The 15,455-nt window shown below is 63.0% G+C and carries 22 protein-coding genes and 1 tRNA gene; 12 read left to right on the top strand and 11 right to left on the bottom strand.

Annotated features, from left to right (window positions below):
* Positions 1-63: 63 nt before the first annotated feature.
* The gene (purS, locus tag ACX3OZ_RS01915) at positions 64-306 is read right to left on the bottom strand and encodes a phosphoribosylformylglycinamidine synthase subunit PurS (protein ID WP_459095092.1); all 243 of its coding nucleotides are present in this window, start codon (positions 304-306) and stop codon (positions 64-66) included.
* Between the two features lie 21 nt (positions 307-327).
* Complete coding sequence (gene purC / locus ACX3OZ_RS01910; protein WP_459095093.1) at positions 328-1,092, bottom strand: phosphoribosylaminoimidazolesuccinocarboxamide synthase; 765 nt, start codon at positions 1,090-1,092, stop codon at positions 328-330.
* 222 nt (positions 1,093-1,314) lie between these two features.
* On the opposite strand from purC, the gene ACX3OZ_RS01905 reads away from it, so the two are divergent.
* Positions 1,315-1,638: a DUF1476 domain-containing protein gene (locus ACX3OZ_RS01905; RefSeq protein WP_459095094.1), complete on the top strand. Its 324-nt coding sequence runs from the start codon at positions 1,315-1,317 to the stop codon at positions 1,636-1,638.
* Positions 1,639-1,745: 107 nt separating this feature from the next.
* Positions 1,746-2,225 carry a hypothetical protein gene (locus ACX3OZ_RS01900; RefSeq protein ID WP_459095095.1) on the top strand — a complete coding sequence of 160 codons (480 nt, stop codon included), beginning with the start codon at positions 1,746-1,748 and terminating at the stop codon, positions 2,223-2,225.
* Here ACX3OZ_RS01900 and ACX3OZ_RS01895 read toward each other — a convergent pair.
* The 4 genes from ACX3OZ_RS01895 to rpe are packed head-to-tail and all read right to left on the bottom strand — an operon-like array spanning position 2,222 to position 5,221.
* Positions 2,222-2,776, bottom strand: a complete 555-nt coding sequence (locus tag ACX3OZ_RS01895; RefSeq protein WP_459103708.1) for an RBBP9/YdeN family alpha/beta hydrolase — start codon at positions 2,774-2,776, stop codon at positions 2,222-2,224. The genes ACX3OZ_RS01900 and ACX3OZ_RS01895 overlap by 4 nt on opposite strands.
* The gene (locus tag ACX3OZ_RS01890) at positions 2,773-3,183 is read right to left on the bottom strand and encodes a GNAT family N-acetyltransferase (RefSeq protein WP_459103707.1); all 411 of its coding nucleotides are present in this window, start codon (positions 3,181-3,183) and stop codon (positions 2,773-2,775) included. The genes ACX3OZ_RS01895 and ACX3OZ_RS01890 overlap by 4 nt, the downstream gene beginning before the upstream one ends.
* A 4-nt stretch (positions 3,184-3,187) precedes the next feature.
* Positions 3,188-4,519 carry an adenylosuccinate lyase gene (gene purB, locus ACX3OZ_RS01885; RefSeq protein ID WP_459103706.1) on the bottom strand — a complete coding sequence of 444 codons (1,332 nt, stop codon included), beginning with the start codon at positions 4,517-4,519 and terminating at the stop codon, positions 3,188-3,190.
* Between the two features lie 30 nt (positions 4,520-4,549).
* Positions 4,550-5,221: a ribulose-phosphate 3-epimerase gene (gene rpe / locus ACX3OZ_RS01880; protein ID WP_459103705.1), complete on the bottom strand. Its 672-nt coding sequence runs from the start codon at positions 5,219-5,221 to the stop codon at positions 4,550-4,552.
* A gap of 631 nt (positions 5,222-5,852) precedes the next feature.
* Between rpe and ACX3OZ_RS01875 the strand changes: the two genes are divergently transcribed.
* Positions 5,853-6,587: a cytochrome c biogenesis CcdA family protein gene (locus ACX3OZ_RS01875; protein ID WP_459103704.1), complete on the top strand. Its 735-nt coding sequence runs from the start codon at positions 5,853-5,855 to the stop codon at positions 6,585-6,587.
* Positions 6,588-6,695: 108 nt separating this feature from the next.
* Positions 6,696-7,922, top strand: coding sequence for a GNAT family N-acetyltransferase (locus tag ACX3OZ_RS01870; protein WP_459103703.1), 1,227 nt, complete (start codon positions 6,696-6,698; stop codon positions 7,920-7,922).
* Here the strand turns inward: ACX3OZ_RS01870 and radC are convergent.
* Positions 7,914-8,657, bottom strand: coding sequence for a RadC family protein (gene radC, locus ACX3OZ_RS01865; protein ID WP_459103702.1), 744 nt, complete (start codon positions 8,655-8,657; stop codon positions 7,914-7,916). The two genes, ACX3OZ_RS01870 and radC, sit on opposite strands and share 9 nt — an antisense overlap.
* Positions 8,657-9,490: a type I methionyl aminopeptidase gene (gene map, locus ACX3OZ_RS01860; RefSeq protein WP_459103701.1), complete on the bottom strand. Its 834-nt coding sequence runs from the start codon at positions 9,488-9,490 to the stop codon at positions 8,657-8,659. Before map ends, radC begins: the two co-directional genes overlap by 1 nt.
* A gap of 127 nt (positions 9,491-9,617) precedes the next feature.
* Here map and ACX3OZ_RS01855 point away from each other — a divergent pair, with 127 nt between their 5' ends.
* Positions 9,618-10,394: a competence/damage-inducible protein A gene (locus ACX3OZ_RS01855; protein ID WP_459103700.1), complete on the top strand. Its 777-nt coding sequence runs from the start codon at positions 9,618-9,620 to the stop codon at positions 10,392-10,394.
* Between the two features lie 118 nt (positions 10,395-10,512).
* A complete protein-coding gene (gene gpt / locus ACX3OZ_RS01850) occupies positions 10,513-11,010 on the top strand; it encodes a xanthine phosphoribosyltransferase (RefSeq protein ID WP_459095105.1) in 498 nt (165 codons plus the stop codon).
* A gap of 10 nt (positions 11,011-11,020) precedes the next feature.
* Here gpt and ACX3OZ_RS01845 read toward each other — a convergent pair.
* Positions 11,021-11,104, bottom strand: a tRNA-Leu gene (locus ACX3OZ_RS01845).
* A gap of 70 nt (positions 11,105-11,174) precedes the next feature.
* Between ACX3OZ_RS01845 and ACX3OZ_RS01840 the strand changes: the two genes are divergently transcribed.
* Both ACX3OZ_RS01840 and ACX3OZ_RS01835 read left to right on the top strand, forming a co-directional pair.
* Positions 11,175-11,555, top strand: a complete 381-nt coding sequence (locus ACX3OZ_RS01840; protein ID WP_459103699.1) for a RidA family protein — start codon at positions 11,175-11,177, stop codon at positions 11,553-11,555.
* The gene (locus tag ACX3OZ_RS01835; protein WP_459103698.1) at positions 11,555-11,845 is read left to right on the top strand and encodes an ASCH domain-containing protein; all 291 of its coding nucleotides are present in this window, start codon (positions 11,555-11,557) and stop codon (positions 11,843-11,845) included. The genes ACX3OZ_RS01840 and ACX3OZ_RS01835 overlap by 1 nt, the downstream gene beginning before the upstream one ends.
* Here the strand turns inward: ACX3OZ_RS01835 and ACX3OZ_RS01830 are convergent.
* Entirely contained in the window at positions 11,842-12,501 is a 660-nt protein-coding gene (locus ACX3OZ_RS01830; protein ID WP_459103697.1) for an RluA family pseudouridine synthase, read from the bottom strand. The two genes, ACX3OZ_RS01835 and ACX3OZ_RS01830, sit on opposite strands and share 4 nt — an antisense overlap.
* A gap of 40 nt (positions 12,502-12,541) precedes the next feature.
* Between ACX3OZ_RS01830 and ACX3OZ_RS01825 the strand changes: the two genes are divergently transcribed.
* Complete coding sequence (locus ACX3OZ_RS01825; RefSeq protein WP_459103696.1) at positions 12,542-12,811, top strand: CsbD family protein; 270 nt, start codon at positions 12,542-12,544, stop codon at positions 12,809-12,811.
* Between the two features lie 55 nt (positions 12,812-12,866).
* Here the strand turns inward: ACX3OZ_RS01825 and ACX3OZ_RS01820 are convergent, their stop codons facing one another.
* The gene (locus ACX3OZ_RS01820; RefSeq protein ID WP_459103695.1) at positions 12,867-13,391 is read right to left on the bottom strand and encodes a dihydrofolate reductase family protein; all 525 of its coding nucleotides are present in this window, start codon (positions 13,389-13,391) and stop codon (positions 12,867-12,869) included.
* A gap of 56 nt (positions 13,392-13,447) precedes the next feature.
* On the opposite strand from ACX3OZ_RS01820, the gene ACX3OZ_RS01815 reads away from it, so the two are divergent.
* The 3 genes from ACX3OZ_RS01815 to ACX3OZ_RS01805 are packed head-to-tail and all read left to right on the top strand — an operon-like array spanning position 13,448 to position 15,452.
* Positions 13,448-14,014 (top strand): methylated-DNA--[protein]-cysteine S-methyltransferase, encoded by a 567-nt coding sequence (locus tag ACX3OZ_RS01815; RefSeq protein ID WP_459103694.1) that lies wholly within the window; start codon positions 13,448-13,450, stop codon positions 14,012-14,014.
* Between the two features lie 2 nt (positions 14,015-14,016).
* Positions 14,017-14,484 (top strand): CYTH domain-containing protein, encoded by a 468-nt coding sequence (locus ACX3OZ_RS01810; protein WP_459103693.1) that lies wholly within the window; start codon positions 14,017-14,019, stop codon positions 14,482-14,484.
* A gap of 44 nt (positions 14,485-14,528) precedes the next feature.
* Positions 14,529-15,452 carry a DMT family transporter gene (locus ACX3OZ_RS01805; RefSeq protein WP_459103692.1) on the top strand — a complete coding sequence of 308 codons (924 nt, stop codon included), beginning with the start codon at positions 14,529-14,531 and terminating at the stop codon, positions 15,450-15,452.
* The last annotated feature ends 3 nt before the right edge of the window (positions 15,453-15,455 follow it).

The following is a 15,455-nucleotide window of genomic DNA, read 5'->3' as shown; positions in this document are numbered from 1 at the left end:
TTGAGCATGGCAAAATGGTCCTGCGCCAAGAGGCGGCGCGGAAAGAGTAAGCGCCTGAAGGCGTTAATTTGAGATTTCGACCGCGTAGTTTTCGATCACGGTGTTGGCCAACAGCTTTTCACACATGCTGGTAAGCGCAGAACGCGCCGCTTCCACGTCGGTTCCCTCCAGCACCAGATCGAAGACCTTGCCCTGCCGCACGGAGGACACTCCGTCAAAGCCGAGGCTCTTCAGCGAGCCTTCAATGGCCTGGCCCTGGGGATCCAGGACGCCGGCCTTGAGGGTGACGGTGACACGCGCTTTCATCTCAATACCCTAATGCTATGCCTATTGAACCAGACGCGGACCAGTGGTCAGCGCATTGTCCGTTTCGACCAGAATGCCAAGCCGCTGGGCGACTTCGCGGTAATTCTCGATCAGCCCGCCAAGGTTTTCGCGGAAGCGGTCCTTGTCCATCTTGTTGCGGGTCTTGATGTCCCACAGACGGCAGCTGTCCGGGCTGATTTCGTCAGCCAGCACGATGCGCATCAGGTCGCCTTCATACAGGCGCCCGCATTCGATCTTGAAATCGACGAGCTGGATGCCAACGCCCATGAACAGACCGGTCAGGAAGTCGTTGACTCGGATGGCGAGGCTCATGATGTCGTCGAGTTCGGCAGGGGTTGCCCAGCCGAAAGCGGTGATGTGCTCTTCGCTGACCATCGGGTCATGCAAAGCATCGTCCTTGTAGCAGAATTCGATGATCGAACGCGGCAGCTGGGTGCCGGGCTCGAGCCCGAGGCGCTTGACCAGCGAGCCGGCCGCATAATTGCGCACGATGATCTCGAGTGGGATGATTTCCACTTCCTTGATCAGCTGCTCGCGCATGTTGATGCGCTTGATGAAGTGAGTCGGGATACCCAGGCCGTTGAGCTTGGTGAACACAAATTCCGAGATTCGGTTGTTCAGCACGCCCTTGCCATCGATGATCTCGTGGCGCGCGCCGTCACCGGCGGTCGTGTCGTCCTTGAAATACTGCACCAGAGTGCCCGGCTCAGGACCTTCAAAAAGGATCTTGGCCTTGCCCTCGTAGATTTTGCGACGACGGTTCATTGGCAAATCCAACCATTGGCAGGAGGGGGGAGATTTGGCCGCTTCATGCGCCAGATCATGGCGCAAAGGCAAGCCCTTTTGCATTATGGCTGGGGATGGCGGCTGCGCGCCCCCTGCATAAGGTCGCAGCATCCGCGCAAGTTGATTTGGCAGGCCGAACCACTTATGTCGAGGGACACGCGCCGGAGCGGCGGTAATGTCTATGCGCAGCGGGAGAGTTACATGAGTAATTTCGACGATCGGCAGAAGGGCCAGGAGGCCAAGTTCGCCTTCGACGCCGAAAAGAAGTTCAAGGCGGAAGCCCGCCGCAACAAGCTGGTCGGCATCTGGGCCGCCGAGCTGCTGGGCCTCACCGGCGATGCTGCCAATGCCTATGCCGCCGAAGTGGTGGCTGCCGATTTCGAGGAAGCCGGCGACGAGGACGTGTTCCGCAAGGTCGCGGGCGACCTCAAGGCCAAGAATATCGACATTGGCGAAGACGTGATTCGCCAGAAGATGGCGCAGCTGGTGCAGGTCGCCAACGAGCAGATCGCCGCCGAAGGCTAAGCGCAGCCAGTCTAACCAGTTTGCCAGGGGGAGCTGATCGCATGATCGGCTCCCCTTTGCTTTGTGCCGTTCCGGGTACATAGTATCGCGCCAGCAGGGGGGGACACATGCGCGGCGCTATTCGGTATCTTGGTCTGATCGTCGCCATTCTGGGCGGCATGTTGATAGGCGGCACGGCCTTTGCCCAGGGCAATGACACGCGGGTGATCGTGCCCGACCTGCCCGGCGGGGCCATCGTTTCCGGCTGCTATCGCAGCACCGGGCACATCTACGGCAAATATCGCTTCGAGTTCTGCCTGCAGCAGCGCGGCAGCTATGCCGTTTCCGGCGGCGGCGTGCGTTGCGCCGGTCGACTGGACTGGAGCGGACGCGGCGCCGAGGTCAGCGTGCAATTGCGACGCACCTCCTGCGGCAATGGCGTCGCCTGGAGCGCCGACACCATGACCTGCCGGCCCAATCTGCTGCTGGGTCTGCTCGGCCTGATCCTCAATCCGGAGCGGCCATTCCTGTCCAGCCTTACCTGCAATTATCGACCGGTAGCCGGTTCGGAAGCGCCGACGCGCTTCACCGTGCGGCGGATCAACTAAGCCTGCAGTCGCTGCATCAGCCGGGTAAACATCAGCAGACCCTCGGGCCAGGGACCGTGGCCCGAGGCGAGATCGATGCGCCCGGCCTCACCGGTCTGATGGAAGTCCGAACCCCAGCAGGTGGCAAATTCCACCGCGCGGTCGAGCGAACAGAGCGGGTCATTGCTCGACGCCACCAGCATGGAGGGGAAGGGCAGGGGATCGCGCGGAATCGGGCGGAACCCGAAACTGGCTTCGGGCGCATCCGGGTTGAGTTCGATATCGGGTGCCGCCACGAGAAACGCACCGCGCACATTGTCGGGCAGGCGCGGCGCGGCATGCACCAGGGCAATGACGGCTAGCGAATGCGCCACCAGCACCACCGGGCGCGTGGTCAGCCTCGCCGCCTGATTGATGGTCTCGGCCCAGTCATCGAGGTCGGGCTCGTGCCAATCTGCCTGGTCGACAATGGCGGCGCTGGCGATGCGGTCAGCCCAGCGCAATTGCCAGTGGCCGGGCAGGCAGTCGCCCAGATCGGGCAGGATCAGCAGGTCGCATTCCGAGATTTTCATGTTCGGTCCGTCCTTGGGCGCATGAAGGCCGCCATCGGCTCCGTCATGCCGATGTGGCGATAAAAGCCCTCGGCGTCGGGCTTGGAGAGCAGCACGACGCTGACCTTGGGGCCGAGCAGTTCCGCCGCCGTGTCGAGCAGGGTCTGGCCGATATGGTTGCCCTGCTGTCCTTCGACAACGGCCAGATCAATGCAATAGCAGACCCAGTGCCAGTCGGTGATGGCGCGGAACAGGCCCAGCAGGGCGCCGGTCTCGTCGCGCGCGGTCACCAGCAGATCGGAGTGATCCAGCATGGCCTGCAGCCGCTCTGGATTGGCCAGGGGACGTCCCTGGCCAAGCGTGGTGGCACCGACGCAGGCGACATAGTCAGCAGCACTAAGGCTGGTTTCGCGTGCGTAGGTGATCATGGCGTCAGGCGTCGAAGACGCGCTGGAAGATCGTGTCGACATGCTTGAGATGATAGCCATCATCGAACATGGCGTCGATTTGCTCATCCGACAGAGTCACTTCGGGGTCGGATTTGAGGTTCTGGGCAAACAGCCCGGCGCGGTCGCCGCGATGTTCCCACACCTTCATGGCGTTGCGCTGCACGGCGGCATAGCTGTCCTCGCGGCTATAGCCGGCCTGGGTCAGCGCCAGCAGCACGCGCTGGCTATTGTGCAACCCGCCGAGCAGGTCGAGATTCTTGCGCATGTTCTCGGGATAGACCACCAGCTTGTCGATGACGCCGGTGAGGCGAGCCAAAGCGAAGTCCAGCGTAACGGTGGCGTCGGGGCCGATCATGCGTTCCACCGAGGAGTGCGAAATATCGCGCTCATGCCACAGCGCCACGTTTTCCAGCGCCGGAACCACCATGCCACGCACCAGCCGGGCCAGACCGGTGAGGTTTTCGGTGAGCACCGGGTTGCGCTTATGCGGCATGGCCGAAGAGCCCTTCTGGCCGGGGGAGAAGAACTCCTCGGCTTCCAGAACTTCGGTGCGCTGCAAATGGCGGATTTCAACGGCAACCCGCTCGATGGAGCTGGCGACGACGCCGAGCGTGGCGAAGAACATGGCGTGACGGTCGCGCGGGATCACCTGCGTCGACACCGGCTCGATGGCCAGCCCGAGCTTTTCAGCGACATATTCTTCGACCTGCGGGTCGATATTGGCAAAGCTGCCAATAGCGCCGGAAATCGCGGCGGTGGCAATTTCGGCCCGCGCTGCGACGAGACGCGCACGGTTGCGGGTGAACTCGGCATAGGCTTCGGCCAGTTTGACGCCAAAGGTGGTCGGCTCGGCATGGATGCCATGGCTGCGGCCGATGGTGATGGTGTCCTTGTGCTCATAGGCGCGGCGCTTGAGCGCGGCGAGCAGGGCATCGACATCGGCGATCAGCAGGTCAGCGGCACGGGCCATCTGCACCGATAGCGTGGTGTCCAGAATATCCGAGCTGGTCATGCCCTGATGCACGAAGCGGGCGTCGGGACCGACGATCTCGCTGAGATGGGTCAGGAAGGCGATGACGTCATGCTTGGTGGTGCGCTCGATTTCGTCGATCCGCGCCACGTCGAAGCCATAGTCGCCGGTGGCTTCCTTGCGGGCATTCATCACGTCCCAGATATTCTGGGCGGCTTGCTTGGGCACCACGCCGAGTTCGCCCAGCTTGGTGGTGGCATGGGCCTCGATCTCGAACCAGATGGCGAAGCGGGTCTCGGCCGACCAGATGGAGACCATTTCGGGGCGAGAGTAACGCGGGATCATGGGCTTAGGCTTTCGGGTTCAGATTTTGATTCAGGCGGATGCAGCAGCGCGCAGCGCCGCAATCCGGGGAGCGTAGGTGGCGGCATCATTGCCACCATAGACCGACGAGCCGGCCACGAACACATTGCAGCCGGCCTTGGCGATGGCGCCGATATTGTCGGCGGTGACGCCACCATCGACCTCAAGGTCGATGTCGCGGTCGCCGATCAGCGCCTTGGCCTGCGCCAGCTTGGTGAGGGCTTCGGGAATGAAGCTCTGCCCGCCAAAGCCGGGATTGACCGACATCACCAGCAGCAGGTCGATATCGCCGATCACATGCTCCAGCGCCGAAACCGGGGTCGCCGGATTGAGCGCGACGCCGGCCTTCTTGCCCTCGGCACGAATGGCCTGCAGCGTGCGATGCAGATGCGGTCCGGCCTCGGCATGCACGGTGATGATATCGGCGCCGGCCTTGGCAAAGGCGGAAATATAGGGGTCCACCGGCGCGATCATCAGATGCACATCAAACAGCTTGGTGGTGAGCTTGCGCACCGAGGCCATCACCAGCGGGCCAAAACTGATATTGGGCACGAAATGGCCATCCATGACGTCGACATGGATGTAATCGGCGCCCGCCGCGTCGATGGCGGTGATTTCTGCGCCAAGGCGCGAAAAATCGGCCGACAGGATCGATGGGGCGATGCGGATAGGACGGGCGGTCATGGATGAGGCACCTCAGCCGGAGGGGGTGAGGCTGCTATAGGGCGGGAGCGCCCGTGGAGCAAGCGTGCGCTCAGCGTGTGCGGCCCCACCCCCTCCCGACCTCCCCCATCATGGGGGAGGTGTCAGATCGCGTTTGGGGCACGATCGCGCCCACTAGTGGCGCGATACCTCCCCCTTGATGGGGGAGGCTAGGAGGGGGTGGAGCCCCACGCTCCACACCCCCAACTTATCCATCTTATCCCCGCCCCCAAAACCTCCTGTATTGTCTCCCCATCTCTCCGGGATACAGGCGGCGCTGCAGCGACCAGTGTCCGGAGGGACTGTCGGAGGGAGGGGAGGTCGCGCTCCCCTCCGGGCTGCGCGGAGAACATGAGTTGGGATGCTTCGGCTGAAATCTCATGGCTTAGGTTTCGCCTTCCCAAAAAATCCCGGCGCCCCGAGGCGACTATCACCTCACTTTTTACTACTCTACTTCAGAGGCGGCAGTCGCCTCGGGGCTTCCGCCTGTTCTTTCGAAACCGCGCCCGGCGGCGCATGGTCACGCCCATCACAAACCGGCGATGCGACACCCTGCGCATTGCTTTGCCGGGCCGAGCGGCTAGAACCGGACCCAACAAGGAGCGTCAGTCAGTTGGAATTTTCTTGGCTATTGGTGTTCGGCGCGGGCGTGCTCAGTTTTCTGTCGCCCTGCGTGCTGCCGCTGGTACCGCCCTATCTCACCTATATGAGCGGGGCGAGTTTCGAACAGTTGCGGGCCGATGACAAAGGCGCGGCGGCGTTGCAGCGGCGCGTGGCCGTCACCTCGCTGTTCTTCATCCTCGGCTTTTCCGTGGTGTTCATCACCCTGGGCGCCACCGCCACGGCGTTCGGCCAGGCGTTCCGGCAGGCGCTGCCGATCCTGACGCCGATTGCCGGCGTGATGATCATCGCCATGGGCCTGCATTTCCTCGGCGTCTATCGCATCGGGTTGCTCGACCGGCAGGTACGGCACCAGGGGCCGGGCATGGCCAGTGGGCCGCTGGGCGGGTTCCTGCTTGGCCTGGCCTTCGCCATTGGCTGGACGCCCTGCATCGGGCCGGTGCTGGCCGCCGTGCTCTCGGTCTCGGCCAGCAAGAATACTGCCTGGGAAGGCGCTGGCCTGCTCGGGATCTATTCGCTGGGGCTGGGCGTGCCGTTCTTCCTCGCCGGCATTGCCATCGGGCCGTTCCTCGCCTTCTTCCAGGGCTTCAAGAAGCATTTGCAGACTGTCGAGCGCGTCATGGGCGGGCTGCTGGTGGTAACCGGCGTGTTGTTCCTCACCGGCAATTTCACCCGGCTGTCCTACTGGTTCCTCGAAACCTTCCCCGTGCTGGCCAATTTCGGCTGACAAGTAAGCAGGACTTAACCCTGCATCGAGTTTGCCGGCATCATCACGCCGAGATTCAGCACTGGTTTACCCCGCCGCGGCACAGTGTGGCTGCGATACGAGGGAACGATGCTGACACTCGACACGGCGGACACAGGCCCTTACCGGTCCAGCGCGCTCGCCGGAACCCACGGCGAGCTCAGCGCAACCGTGACCAGCCGGATTGAAGATGTCGAAGCGCTATGGCGGACGCTGACCGCTACCAGCATCGAATCTCCCGGCCAGGGCTATGATTTCATCCGGCTGTGGATCGCCGACCGCAAAATCCCGCCGGCGCAGCAATGCTATGTCGTCGGGCGGGTCGATGGCCGGGCCATCGTCCTGCTGCCGCTCCATCGCAAGCGCGTCTATGGCTTGCCGGTGCTCACCTGGTTTCCCGGCTCCAACGCCGGTTGCTACGCTCCCATCGCCGATCATGACGCGCTGGCCGCGCTCAGTCCTGAACAGCGCGACGCCTTGTGGGCGGCGATGTCGCGAGAGCTGGGCGGCGCCGATCTGATCTATCTGCGCTCGATACCCATCGAGGTCGGGGGGCATGCCGGCCTGTTCGATAGTTTGGGCAGCACGCTGGCCGTCGAGGCAATCCATCGCTCGCAATATTCCAGCTGGACCGAATGTGACACGCTGCAACGCAGCAAGTCGCGGCGCAAGCATGACCGCCAGCAAGGCGACCGGCTGACGGCGCTGGGCGCGGTCGACTTCGAAGAAATCCGCAATGGCGGCGACACCGCTTGCGCCATCGAGATCATGTTTCGGCAGCGCTCCGCCCGCTTCAAGGTGATGGGCATCCGCGACAGCTTCATCCTCGACCGGCTGGTCGGCTTCTATCAAAGCATGGCCGAAGCCGGTTCGGGCGTCGATGTACGGCTCCACATCCTGCGGCTCAATGGTGAGATCGTCGCGGTGCGCTACAATATCGTGCATCACGACCGCATGTTCTGCCTGATTTCCTCAATGAGCGACGATCCGGCGATCCAGGGGGGCTCGCCCGGCAAGCAGTGCCTGCTGCGGGTGATGCAGACCGTGTTCGATGACGGCATCACCATTTTCGACATGGGCAGCGGCTTCACCGACGAAAAACGGCATTGGTGCAATGTGCAGATGCCGTTGCGCCAGCACTATATCGCCCTGACGCTGCGGGGCGCGGTGATCGTCAAAGCGCATCAGGCGTTCCAGAAGACGCGGGCAGCGATCAAGGGCAACAAGCAGCTCAAGGCGGCGGTGCGCGGCCTGCAGCAGGCTATGAACCGGGCACTTCGAGTCGGGCAGCCCGCAGCGCCAGAGCGCTCAGAGTAGCTTGAGGGCACGCAGCGAAGCGTGGCCGGATTTCCCGATGATGATGTGATCGTGCAAAGTTATCCCCAGGGGCTTGGCGATGTCCGATATTTCCTTGGTCATCCGCACGTCTGCCGATGACGGGGCAGGGTCGCCCGAGGGATGGTTATGCACCAGGATCAGCGCCGTGGCCGACAGCTCAAGCGTGCGCCGGATGACTTCGCGCGGATAGACCGGGGTATGGTCGACGGTGCCGGTCTGCTGCACCTCGTCGGCGATCAGCCGGTTCTTTTTATCGAGGAACAGAATGCGGAACTGCTCGATCGATTCGAACGCCATCTGGCTGCGGCAATAGTCGATCAACTGGTTCCACGAGCCGAGGATCGGCTTCTCCCGGTCGATCCGGTCACGCCCGAAGCGGGCGGCGACCGATTGGATCACCTTGATATGGGCGACCGAGGTCGGGCCCAGCCCGTCGATTTTTTCCAGCCTTGCCTGGCTGGCGTTGAACACGCCGGAGAACGAGCCGAATTCGCGCAGCAGGGTTTTCGCCAGCGCCTTGGTGTCGCGACGGGGAATCGCCAGCTGCAACGCCAGTTCGAGCAGTTCGTAATCTTCCAGCGCGTCGCCGCCGATTTTGAGGAAGCGCTCGCGCACCCGCTGGCGGTGTCCGGCCCGATCGTCAGGGGCTGGCCGCAGCGGCGCGAAGGCCTCTTCTGCCAGGCTGCCCGGTGATTCCTCAGGCTGGTCCGCCATCAGGCAACCCGTGCGGCCATGGCATTGAACAGGCCTCCGGGCGAGAGGGTGAAGATCTCGCAGCCGGCTTCGGTGATGCCGATGGAATGCTCGCACTGCGCCGACAGCGTCCGGTCGCGGGTAACGGCGGTCCAGCCATCGGAGAGGATTTTCACATGCGGACGGCCGAGATTGATCATCGGCTCGATGGTGAAAATCATCCCAGGCTTCAGCGGTACGCCGGTGCCGGCGGTGCCGAAATGGAGGATATTGGGCTCGTCATGGAACAGCTGACCCAGCCCATGCCCGACGAAGTCGCGCACCACGCTCATCCGCTCGTTCTCGGCCAGCGTCTGGATGGCAGCGCCGATATCGCCGGTGGTGTTGCCGGGCTTGGCCACGGCGAGGCCGGCTTCGAGGCTGGCATAGGTCACTTCGATCAGCCGCTCGGCCTTGCGGGAAATTTCGCCGACCGGATACATCCGGCTCGAATCGCCGTGCCAGCCATCAACCACCAGCGTCAGGTCGATATTGACGATATCGCCTTCGCGCATCGGCCGCTCATCGGGAATGCCGTGGCAGACCACATGGTTGATCGAGGTGCAGAGCGAGTGGCGATAGCCCTTGTAGAAGATCGTCGCCGGCACTGCGCCATTATCGCGGGCGAACTCATAGGCAATCTTGTCGAGGGTCGAGGTGGGCACGCCCGGCTCGACATATTCGGTGAGAATGTCGAGCGCCTTGGCCGTCAACGCGCCGGCTTTGCGCATGCCGGCAAAACCCTCGCTGCCATGCAGCGGGATGACACCGGGGGTGCGGCGGGCTTTGGCGGGGGCATCGACGAAGGTAATCATGCAGGACTCCGGAGAACTACAGTCAAATTAGTCGCTTGGGACCGGGATTGGAAGGGCAAGGCGGTTCGCTTGACGCCGATATCATGCGGGGGCATTGCTGGCGGAGAGCAAGCCACGGAATCGCCTCATGTCCAGCCCTGATACCATCACCGCCGCACTCCTCGTCATCGGCGACGAAATCCTCTCGGGCCGGACCAAGGACGTCAATATTGGCGCCACCGCCGATTTCTGCACCGATCTGGGGATCGAGTTGCAGGAAGTCCGCGTCGTGAGCGACGAAACCGACGATATCGTCGCCGCCGTCAACGCGCTGCGCGCCCGCTATACCTATGTGTTCACCACCGGCGGCATCGGGCCGACGCATGACGACATCACCGCCGACGCCATCGCCAAGGCGTTCGGCGTAAAGCTGCCGATCAATCCGGAAGCCCGCGCCATGCTGGAAACGCGCTGGAAGCAGACCGGCACCGAGGTCAACGAGGCCCGCCTGCGCATGGCGCGTATTCCCGAAGGGGCCGCGCTGATCGTCAATTCGGTCAGCGCTGCGCCCGGCTTCCGCATCGGCAATGTGCATGTGATGGCCGGGGTACCGCTCATCATGCGGGCCATGCTCGAGGCGCTGGTGCCGGTGCTCAAGGGCGGCAAGAAGATCATGTCGGTCACCATCAAGGCGGCGGTGGGCGAGGGGACCATTGGCGGCCCGCTCGGCGCCTTGCAGGAGCAATATCCGGACGTCAAAATGGGCAGCTACCCGCAGATGGGCAATGACCGCATCATGACCGAACTGGTGTTGCGCTCGTCCGACGCCGACCGGCTGCAGGAAGCCGCCGGCAAGGTGCGGGCGATGGTGACGGAGGTCCACAACAAGGCCGGAGTCGCCATGCCCGAGCAGGAGGTCTATTGAGGCCATGCGCAGGCTGGGCATAATCACGCTGAGTTGTTGGCTCCGCCGTCCTTGTTTGCTAAGCACGATCCTCTGAATTTTCCGCGGCAATGCACAGCGCCGGCGCAGGAGACATGAATTGAACAACCCGAACCAGAAGTCGTTCCCGGTCTCCTGGGACCAGTTTCACCGCGACAGCCGCGCCCTGGCCTGGCGCTTGGCCGGGATGGGCACCTTCGATGCCGTGATCGCCATTGCCCGTGGCGGGCTGGTGCCGGCGGCCATCGTGGCCCGCGAACTCAATATCCGCACGGTCGAAACCGTCGCGGTCAAGAGCTATGACCATCAGAGCCAGAGCGGCATTCAGGTGCTCAAGACCATCAGCCAGCCGATCCTCGATATGGCGCGGAATGGTGGCAAGGTGCTGATCGTCGATGATCTGGTCGACACCGGCTCTACCGCCCGCGTGGTCCGCGAAATGCTGCCCGGCGCCCATTTCGCCACCGTCTATGCCAAGCCCAAGGGCCGCGAGATGGTGGATACCTTCATCACCGAAGTCAGCCAGGACACCTGGATCTTCTTCCCCTGGGATCTGGACGTGGCCTATGCCGCCCCAATTTCCGGCGGCACAGACTGAGGATAAGTCCTGGTGCGGGCGGCGGGACTCGAACCCGCACGGCTAGCGCCGAGGGATTTTAAGTCCCTTGTGTCTACCATTCCACCACGCCCGCTTGCGGATCGTGTTTGTCACAAGGCGGCGGACAAGACAATTGCGCGCCGCAATTCTTCCCCGGAGACCAGATGATCGAGAAAATCGAAACCGGCATTGCCCCCTCATCCTCCCCCATCAATGATGCGGTGCGGGCGGGCAAGCAGGTCTGGCTGGTGGCGATTGCCGAAGATCCGGTGACCGGCGAGATCGTCGAGGGCGGTATCGAGGCGCAGGCGCGGCGCTGCATCCAGAATCTCGAGATCGGCATCAAGGCAGCCGGTGGTTCGCTGGCCAATCTGGTGATGCTGCAGATTTTCCTCATCGACAGCGCCGATGCCAAAGGCATGAACGTCGTCTATCGCGAGTTCTTCACCCAGCAGCCCTATCCGGTGCGCGCCACAGTCGTGGTCAAGGAATTGCTGGCCAAGGGCCTGCGCATCGAGATCACCGCGCAGGGGGTCTTGGACTGATGCTGCTCAAGCGCGACCTGCTCGAAGACATCAAGACCGGCAAGGTCGATCTGGTGTTCCGTCGCTGGAGCCGCCCGAGTGTGAAAGCCGGCGGCACGCTCAAGACCAAGGTCGGCCTGCTGTCGATCGGGGCGATTGACGATATCAGCCCCGACGATGTGACCAATGCCGAAGCCCAGCGCGCCGGCTTTGCCGATGTCCCCGCCTTCCGCAAATGGCTCGACACGATGAAGCCGGGCCATTTGTTCCAGCGCATCGAAGTCAGCTATCTCGGCGAATTTCAGGACTAAAATGGCGTCGGGGCCACGAAGGTCATGAACTCGTCAGTCGTCGGGTGGGTGAAGCCCAGTTCAGCGGCGTGCAGCTGCAACCGATCGGCCGCAGCAAAAGTTTCTGCATCGGCATAAAACGCATCTCCCAGAATCACATGGCCGATAGCCTTCATGTGAACTCTGAGCTGATGGGTGCGCCCGGTGAGCGGATGCAGCCGCACCCGAGTAGCGTTGGCCTCGCGCTCCAGCACCGTCCATTCGGTCTGCGATGGCCGCCCGTTTTCATGATCGACGCGCTGGCGCGGCTTGTTCTCCCAATCGGTCGCCAGGGGCAGATCGACCAGGCCGGTATCGGCCTCGATGATGCCAGCGACGCGGGCAATATAGGATTTGGTGGTCTTGCGATGCTCGAACTGGCTGCCGATGCGGCCATGGGCGCGCTTGTTCAGCGCCAGCACCAGCACTCCGGACGTATCCTTGTCGAGGCGGTGGCACATGCCGGCCGTGGGCCATTGCTGGCGGGCGCGATGCTCGATGCAGTCCCACAGGGACGGGTCCTTGCCCGGAACACTCAGCAGACCGCTCTGCTTGTCGACGACCAGAATGTCATCATCGACGTGCAACACGTTCAGATAGGGCTCAAGCGGCGGGAAATAGTCGAGCAATGTGGGCATGGGACCGGGCATGGCGCGCCGTGTAGCAGACGGGAGCCGTTTGACCAACACCGGCAATGTGATCGGCGGTTGGCGGAACGACTGCTCGGCGGGTCCGTTATTGGTCTGCAACTTAGAGGAACTTCCCATGCACAAAGATGAAGTCAAAGGCGTTGGCAAACAGGTTAAAGGCGCCGTCAAGGACGCCGTCGGCGGCCTGACCGGCAATGAGAAGCTGCAGGCCGAGGGCAAGCTCGACAAGGCTGCTGGCAAAATTCAGCAGAAGGTCGGCGAAGTCAAAGATGCCGGCCGCGACGCGCTCAAGCGCTGAGCCAACACTTCCGGCTAAACGAAAGGGCCGTCCTGCCGGGCGGCCCTTTGCTTGTTCAGAAGCGATAGTGCAGGCGGGCACAAACCGGGTGCAGCATCTTGGCCGAGATCAGCTTTGGCGAAGCGCGCAGGCCGGTGGCGGGAAATAGCGGAATGCCGCTGCCGATGATTTCCGACATGACATAAATCTCGATTTCATCAAGCGCGCCGCGTTCCATGAACGCCATCTGCAGCTTGCCACCACCGAGCATCCACACGTCGCCATCGTCCAGCGCCCGCAATTCGGTGATGAGACTGTCGATATCGGTGCGGGTCTCCAGTGGTCCCTTGGGCTGGTCGATAGGGCGTGAGGTGACGACGATCACCCGCTTGCCATCATATTCCCAGGCGCCGGGATAACGCGCGATCCAGTCATAGGTCGCGCGGCCCATGACCAGGGTGGCAATGGTCTTGATGAAATTGTGATAGTCATGCTCACCGAGGTTGAGGTCGGGCTGCTGGGTCAGCCAGTCGAGATTCTCGTCCGGCGTGGCAATGAAGCCATCGAGACTGGTGGCAATATAGCCAACGATTCTGGCCATGGCGGTGCTCCTGTGTTGGCGGTGCCATCGGGATTAGAGCGCGATGATGACAGGACGTGTCAGCAGGATTGGGGCAGGGTCAGGCGATGGAAACGGCGATTTTCGATACAGCGCTGGGCGAATTCGGCATCGGCTGGACCGATGTCGGGATCGCGCGCGTCCAATTGCCGGGGCTGGAGCGTGCCGAACTGCTGCAGCGGATCAATCGCGATGGGGCACAACCCGGTGAACCGACCCGGCTGGTCGAGGCCGTGATCAACAGCATTGAGGACTATGCCGAGGGTGAGGCGGTGGATTTCACGGCCATTGCGCTCGATCTCACCGGACTGCCCACATTCCATCAGCGCGCCTATGCCTTGCTATGCACGATTGGCTGGGGCCAGACCACCAGCTATGGCGCGCTTGCCCGGCAGTTGGGCGATGTGACGCTGTCGCGGGCCGTTGGGGCGGCGATGGGCGCCAATCCCATTCCACTGATCATTCCCTGCCACCGGGTGCTGGCCAGCGATGGCAAACCGGGCGGATTCTCGGCGCCGGGGGGCGCTATCTCCAAGGTGAAAATGCTGGCCCTCGAAGGCGTTGCGGTCGGCACGCCGGCGGGCCAGATGAATTTCGGATTTTAGGCATGGGTCTCGAGATTGAGCGCAAATTCCTGGTGACCTCGGATGCGTGGCGCGCCGCCGCCACCGGCAGTGCCCTGCTGCGGCAGGGCTATCTGTCGTCCAACGCCAAGGCGACAGTGCGGGTGCGGAGCAAGGACGACGCGCGGGCGGTGCTGACCCTGAAAGGGGCCATGGAGGGGATTTCTCGGGCGGAATATGAGTATGAAATCCCGATCGATGAGGCGCGCGAACTGCTGATGCTGGCCGAGCCGCATGTCATCGTGAAGCGGCGCTATCTGGTGCCGTTCGGTGGGCTGGTCTGGGAAGTCGATGAATTTGCCGGCCGGCATCGAGGCCTGATCCTCGCCGAGGTGGAACTGAGCGATGAGAACCAGTCGGTGCCGCTACCGGCCTGGGTTGGCGTCGAGGTCACCTACGACGACCGCTACAACAACGCCAGCCTGTCGCGGGCAGAGACCGTTCCGGGCTAGGCCGCCGGCGTGACAGGCCGGAACTCTAACGTTATGGCTGGCGCATGACCGCGCCCCAAATCTCGACTCGCCGCAGCAACTCTGTCACCGCCCTGTGGCTCTACACCTTCGCGCTCATCATCATGGCTGCGATGAGCGCCACGATTCACGAGGCGGCAAAGGTCGCGCCGGTGGGGCAATTGGTATTCTGGCGCAGCTTCGTCGCGCTCGGGCCGATCCTGATTTACCTGTGGGTGCGCGGCGAGTTGCGCACTTCCATGCGGACAAAATACCCCCACAAGCATCTTATTCGCGGCATTCTTGGCTCGACCGTGATGGTCTGCAGCTTCATTTCGCTGGCCTATCTGTCGGTCGGTATCGCCACCGCGATCACCTATCTGACGCCCATCCTCTCCATCGGCGCGGCGATGGTCTTTCTGCGCGAAAGGCCGGGGGCCACCGTGGTCGCGGGCGTGGTGGTGGGGCTGCTCGGTATCGTGCTGATGCTGTTCCCGGCGCTGGTGGGGGCGGAATTGCGCGACGGCACCTTGATCGGCGTGCTCGCTGGCGTCGCCATGGCGGCGACCAATGCGCTGTCGCGCGTACAGGTCAAGGATCTGACCCGCACGGATCCGCCCGCCAGCATCGCGCTGTCCTTTGCGGTGGTGGCGAGCCTGGTTGGTCTGGTGACGGCGCTGTTCGGCTGGGCCGAACTGGATACATATACCTACGCGCTGCTGATTGGCGCCGGCCTGTGCGGTGGTGTTGGCCATGTGCTGATCACCGAAGCGGTGGCGCGCGCGCCGGTGTCACTGCTGGCCGGCTATGAATATACCGGCATCATCTGGGCATTCCTGTTCGACTTTGCCCTATTGGGCATCGTGCTCGATGCCTGGGCGGTCAGCGGAGCGCTCGTCGTGGTGGGCGCCGCTGCCGTGGTGACCTATGGCCAGGGGCGGCGCGCCGTGCGGCTCAAGCCGGCCGAATAGTTG

Source organism: Devosia sp. A369, from assembly GCF_054489345.1.
Note: the sequence above shows the minus strand (reverse complement) of the source record. Positions and strands in the feature narration are given on the sequence as shown.

What these genes read in the sequence shown, in the direction of transcription:
- purS (WP_459095092.1), bottom strand. Translation starts at nt 306, where the DNA reads ATGAAAGCGCGTGTCACCGTCACCCTCAAGGCCGGCGTCCTGGATCCC.
- purC (WP_459095093.1), bottom strand. Translation starts at nt 1,092, where the DNA reads ATGAACCGTCGTCGCAAAATCTACGAGGGCAAGGCCAAGATCCTTTTT.
- ACX3OZ_RS01905 (WP_459095094.1), top strand. Translation starts at nt 1,315, where the DNA reads ATGAGTAATTTCGACGATCGGCAGAAGGGCCAGGAGGCCAAGTTCGCC.
- ACX3OZ_RS01900 (WP_459095095.1), top strand. Translation starts at nt 1,746, where the DNA reads ATGCGCGGCGCTATTCGGTATCTTGGTCTGATCGTCGCCATTCTGGGC.
- ACX3OZ_RS01895 (WP_459103708.1), bottom strand. Translation starts at nt 2,776, where the DNA reads ATGAAAATCTCGGAATGCGACCTGCTGATCCTGCCCGATCTGGGCGAC.
- ACX3OZ_RS01890 (WP_459103707.1), bottom strand. Translation starts at nt 3,183, where the DNA reads ATGATCACCTACGCACGCGAAACCAGCCTTAGTGCTGCTGACTATGTC.
- purB (WP_459103706.1), bottom strand. Translation starts at nt 4,519, where the DNA reads ATGATCCCGCGTTACTCTCGCCCCGAAATGGTCTCCATCTGGTCGGCC.
- rpe (WP_459103705.1), bottom strand. Translation starts at nt 5,221, where the DNA reads ATGACCGCCCGTCCTATCCGCATCGCCCCATCGATCCTGTCGGCCGAT.
- ACX3OZ_RS01870 (WP_459103703.1), top strand. Translation starts at nt 6,696, where the DNA reads ATGCTGACACTCGACACGGCGGACACAGGCCCTTACCGGTCCAGCGCG.
- radC (WP_459103702.1), bottom strand. Translation starts at nt 8,657, where the DNA reads ATGGCGGACCAGCCTGAGGAATCACCGGGCAGCCTGGCAGAAGAGGCC.
- map (WP_459103701.1), bottom strand. Translation starts at nt 9,490, where the DNA reads ATGATTACCTTCGTCGATGCCCCCGCCAAAGCCCGCCGCACCCCCGGT.
- ACX3OZ_RS01855 (WP_459103700.1), top strand. Translation starts at nt 9,618, where the DNA reads ATGTCCAGCCCTGATACCATCACCGCCGCACTCCTCGTCATCGGCGAC.
- ACX3OZ_RS01840 (WP_459103699.1), top strand. Translation starts at nt 11,175, where the DNA reads ATGATCGAGAAAATCGAAACCGGCATTGCCCCCTCATCCTCCCCCATC.
- ACX3OZ_RS01835 (WP_459103698.1), top strand. Translation starts at nt 11,555, where the DNA reads ATGCTGCTCAAGCGCGACCTGCTCGAAGACATCAAGACCGGCAAGGTC.
- ACX3OZ_RS01830 (WP_459103697.1), bottom strand. Translation starts at nt 12,501, where the DNA reads ATGCCCACATTGCTCGACTATTTCCCGCCGCTTGAGCCCTATCTGAAC.
- ACX3OZ_RS01820 (WP_459103695.1), bottom strand. Translation starts at nt 13,391, where the DNA reads ATGGCCAGAATCGTTGGCTATATTGCCACCAGTCTCGATGGCTTCATT.
- ACX3OZ_RS01810 (WP_459103693.1), top strand. Translation starts at nt 14,017, where the DNA reads ATGGGTCTCGAGATTGAGCGCAAATTCCTGGTGACCTCGGATGCGTGG.
- ACX3OZ_RS01805 (WP_459103692.1), top strand. Translation starts at nt 14,529, where the DNA reads ATGACCGCGCCCCAAATCTCGACTCGCCGCAGCAACTCTGTCACCGCC.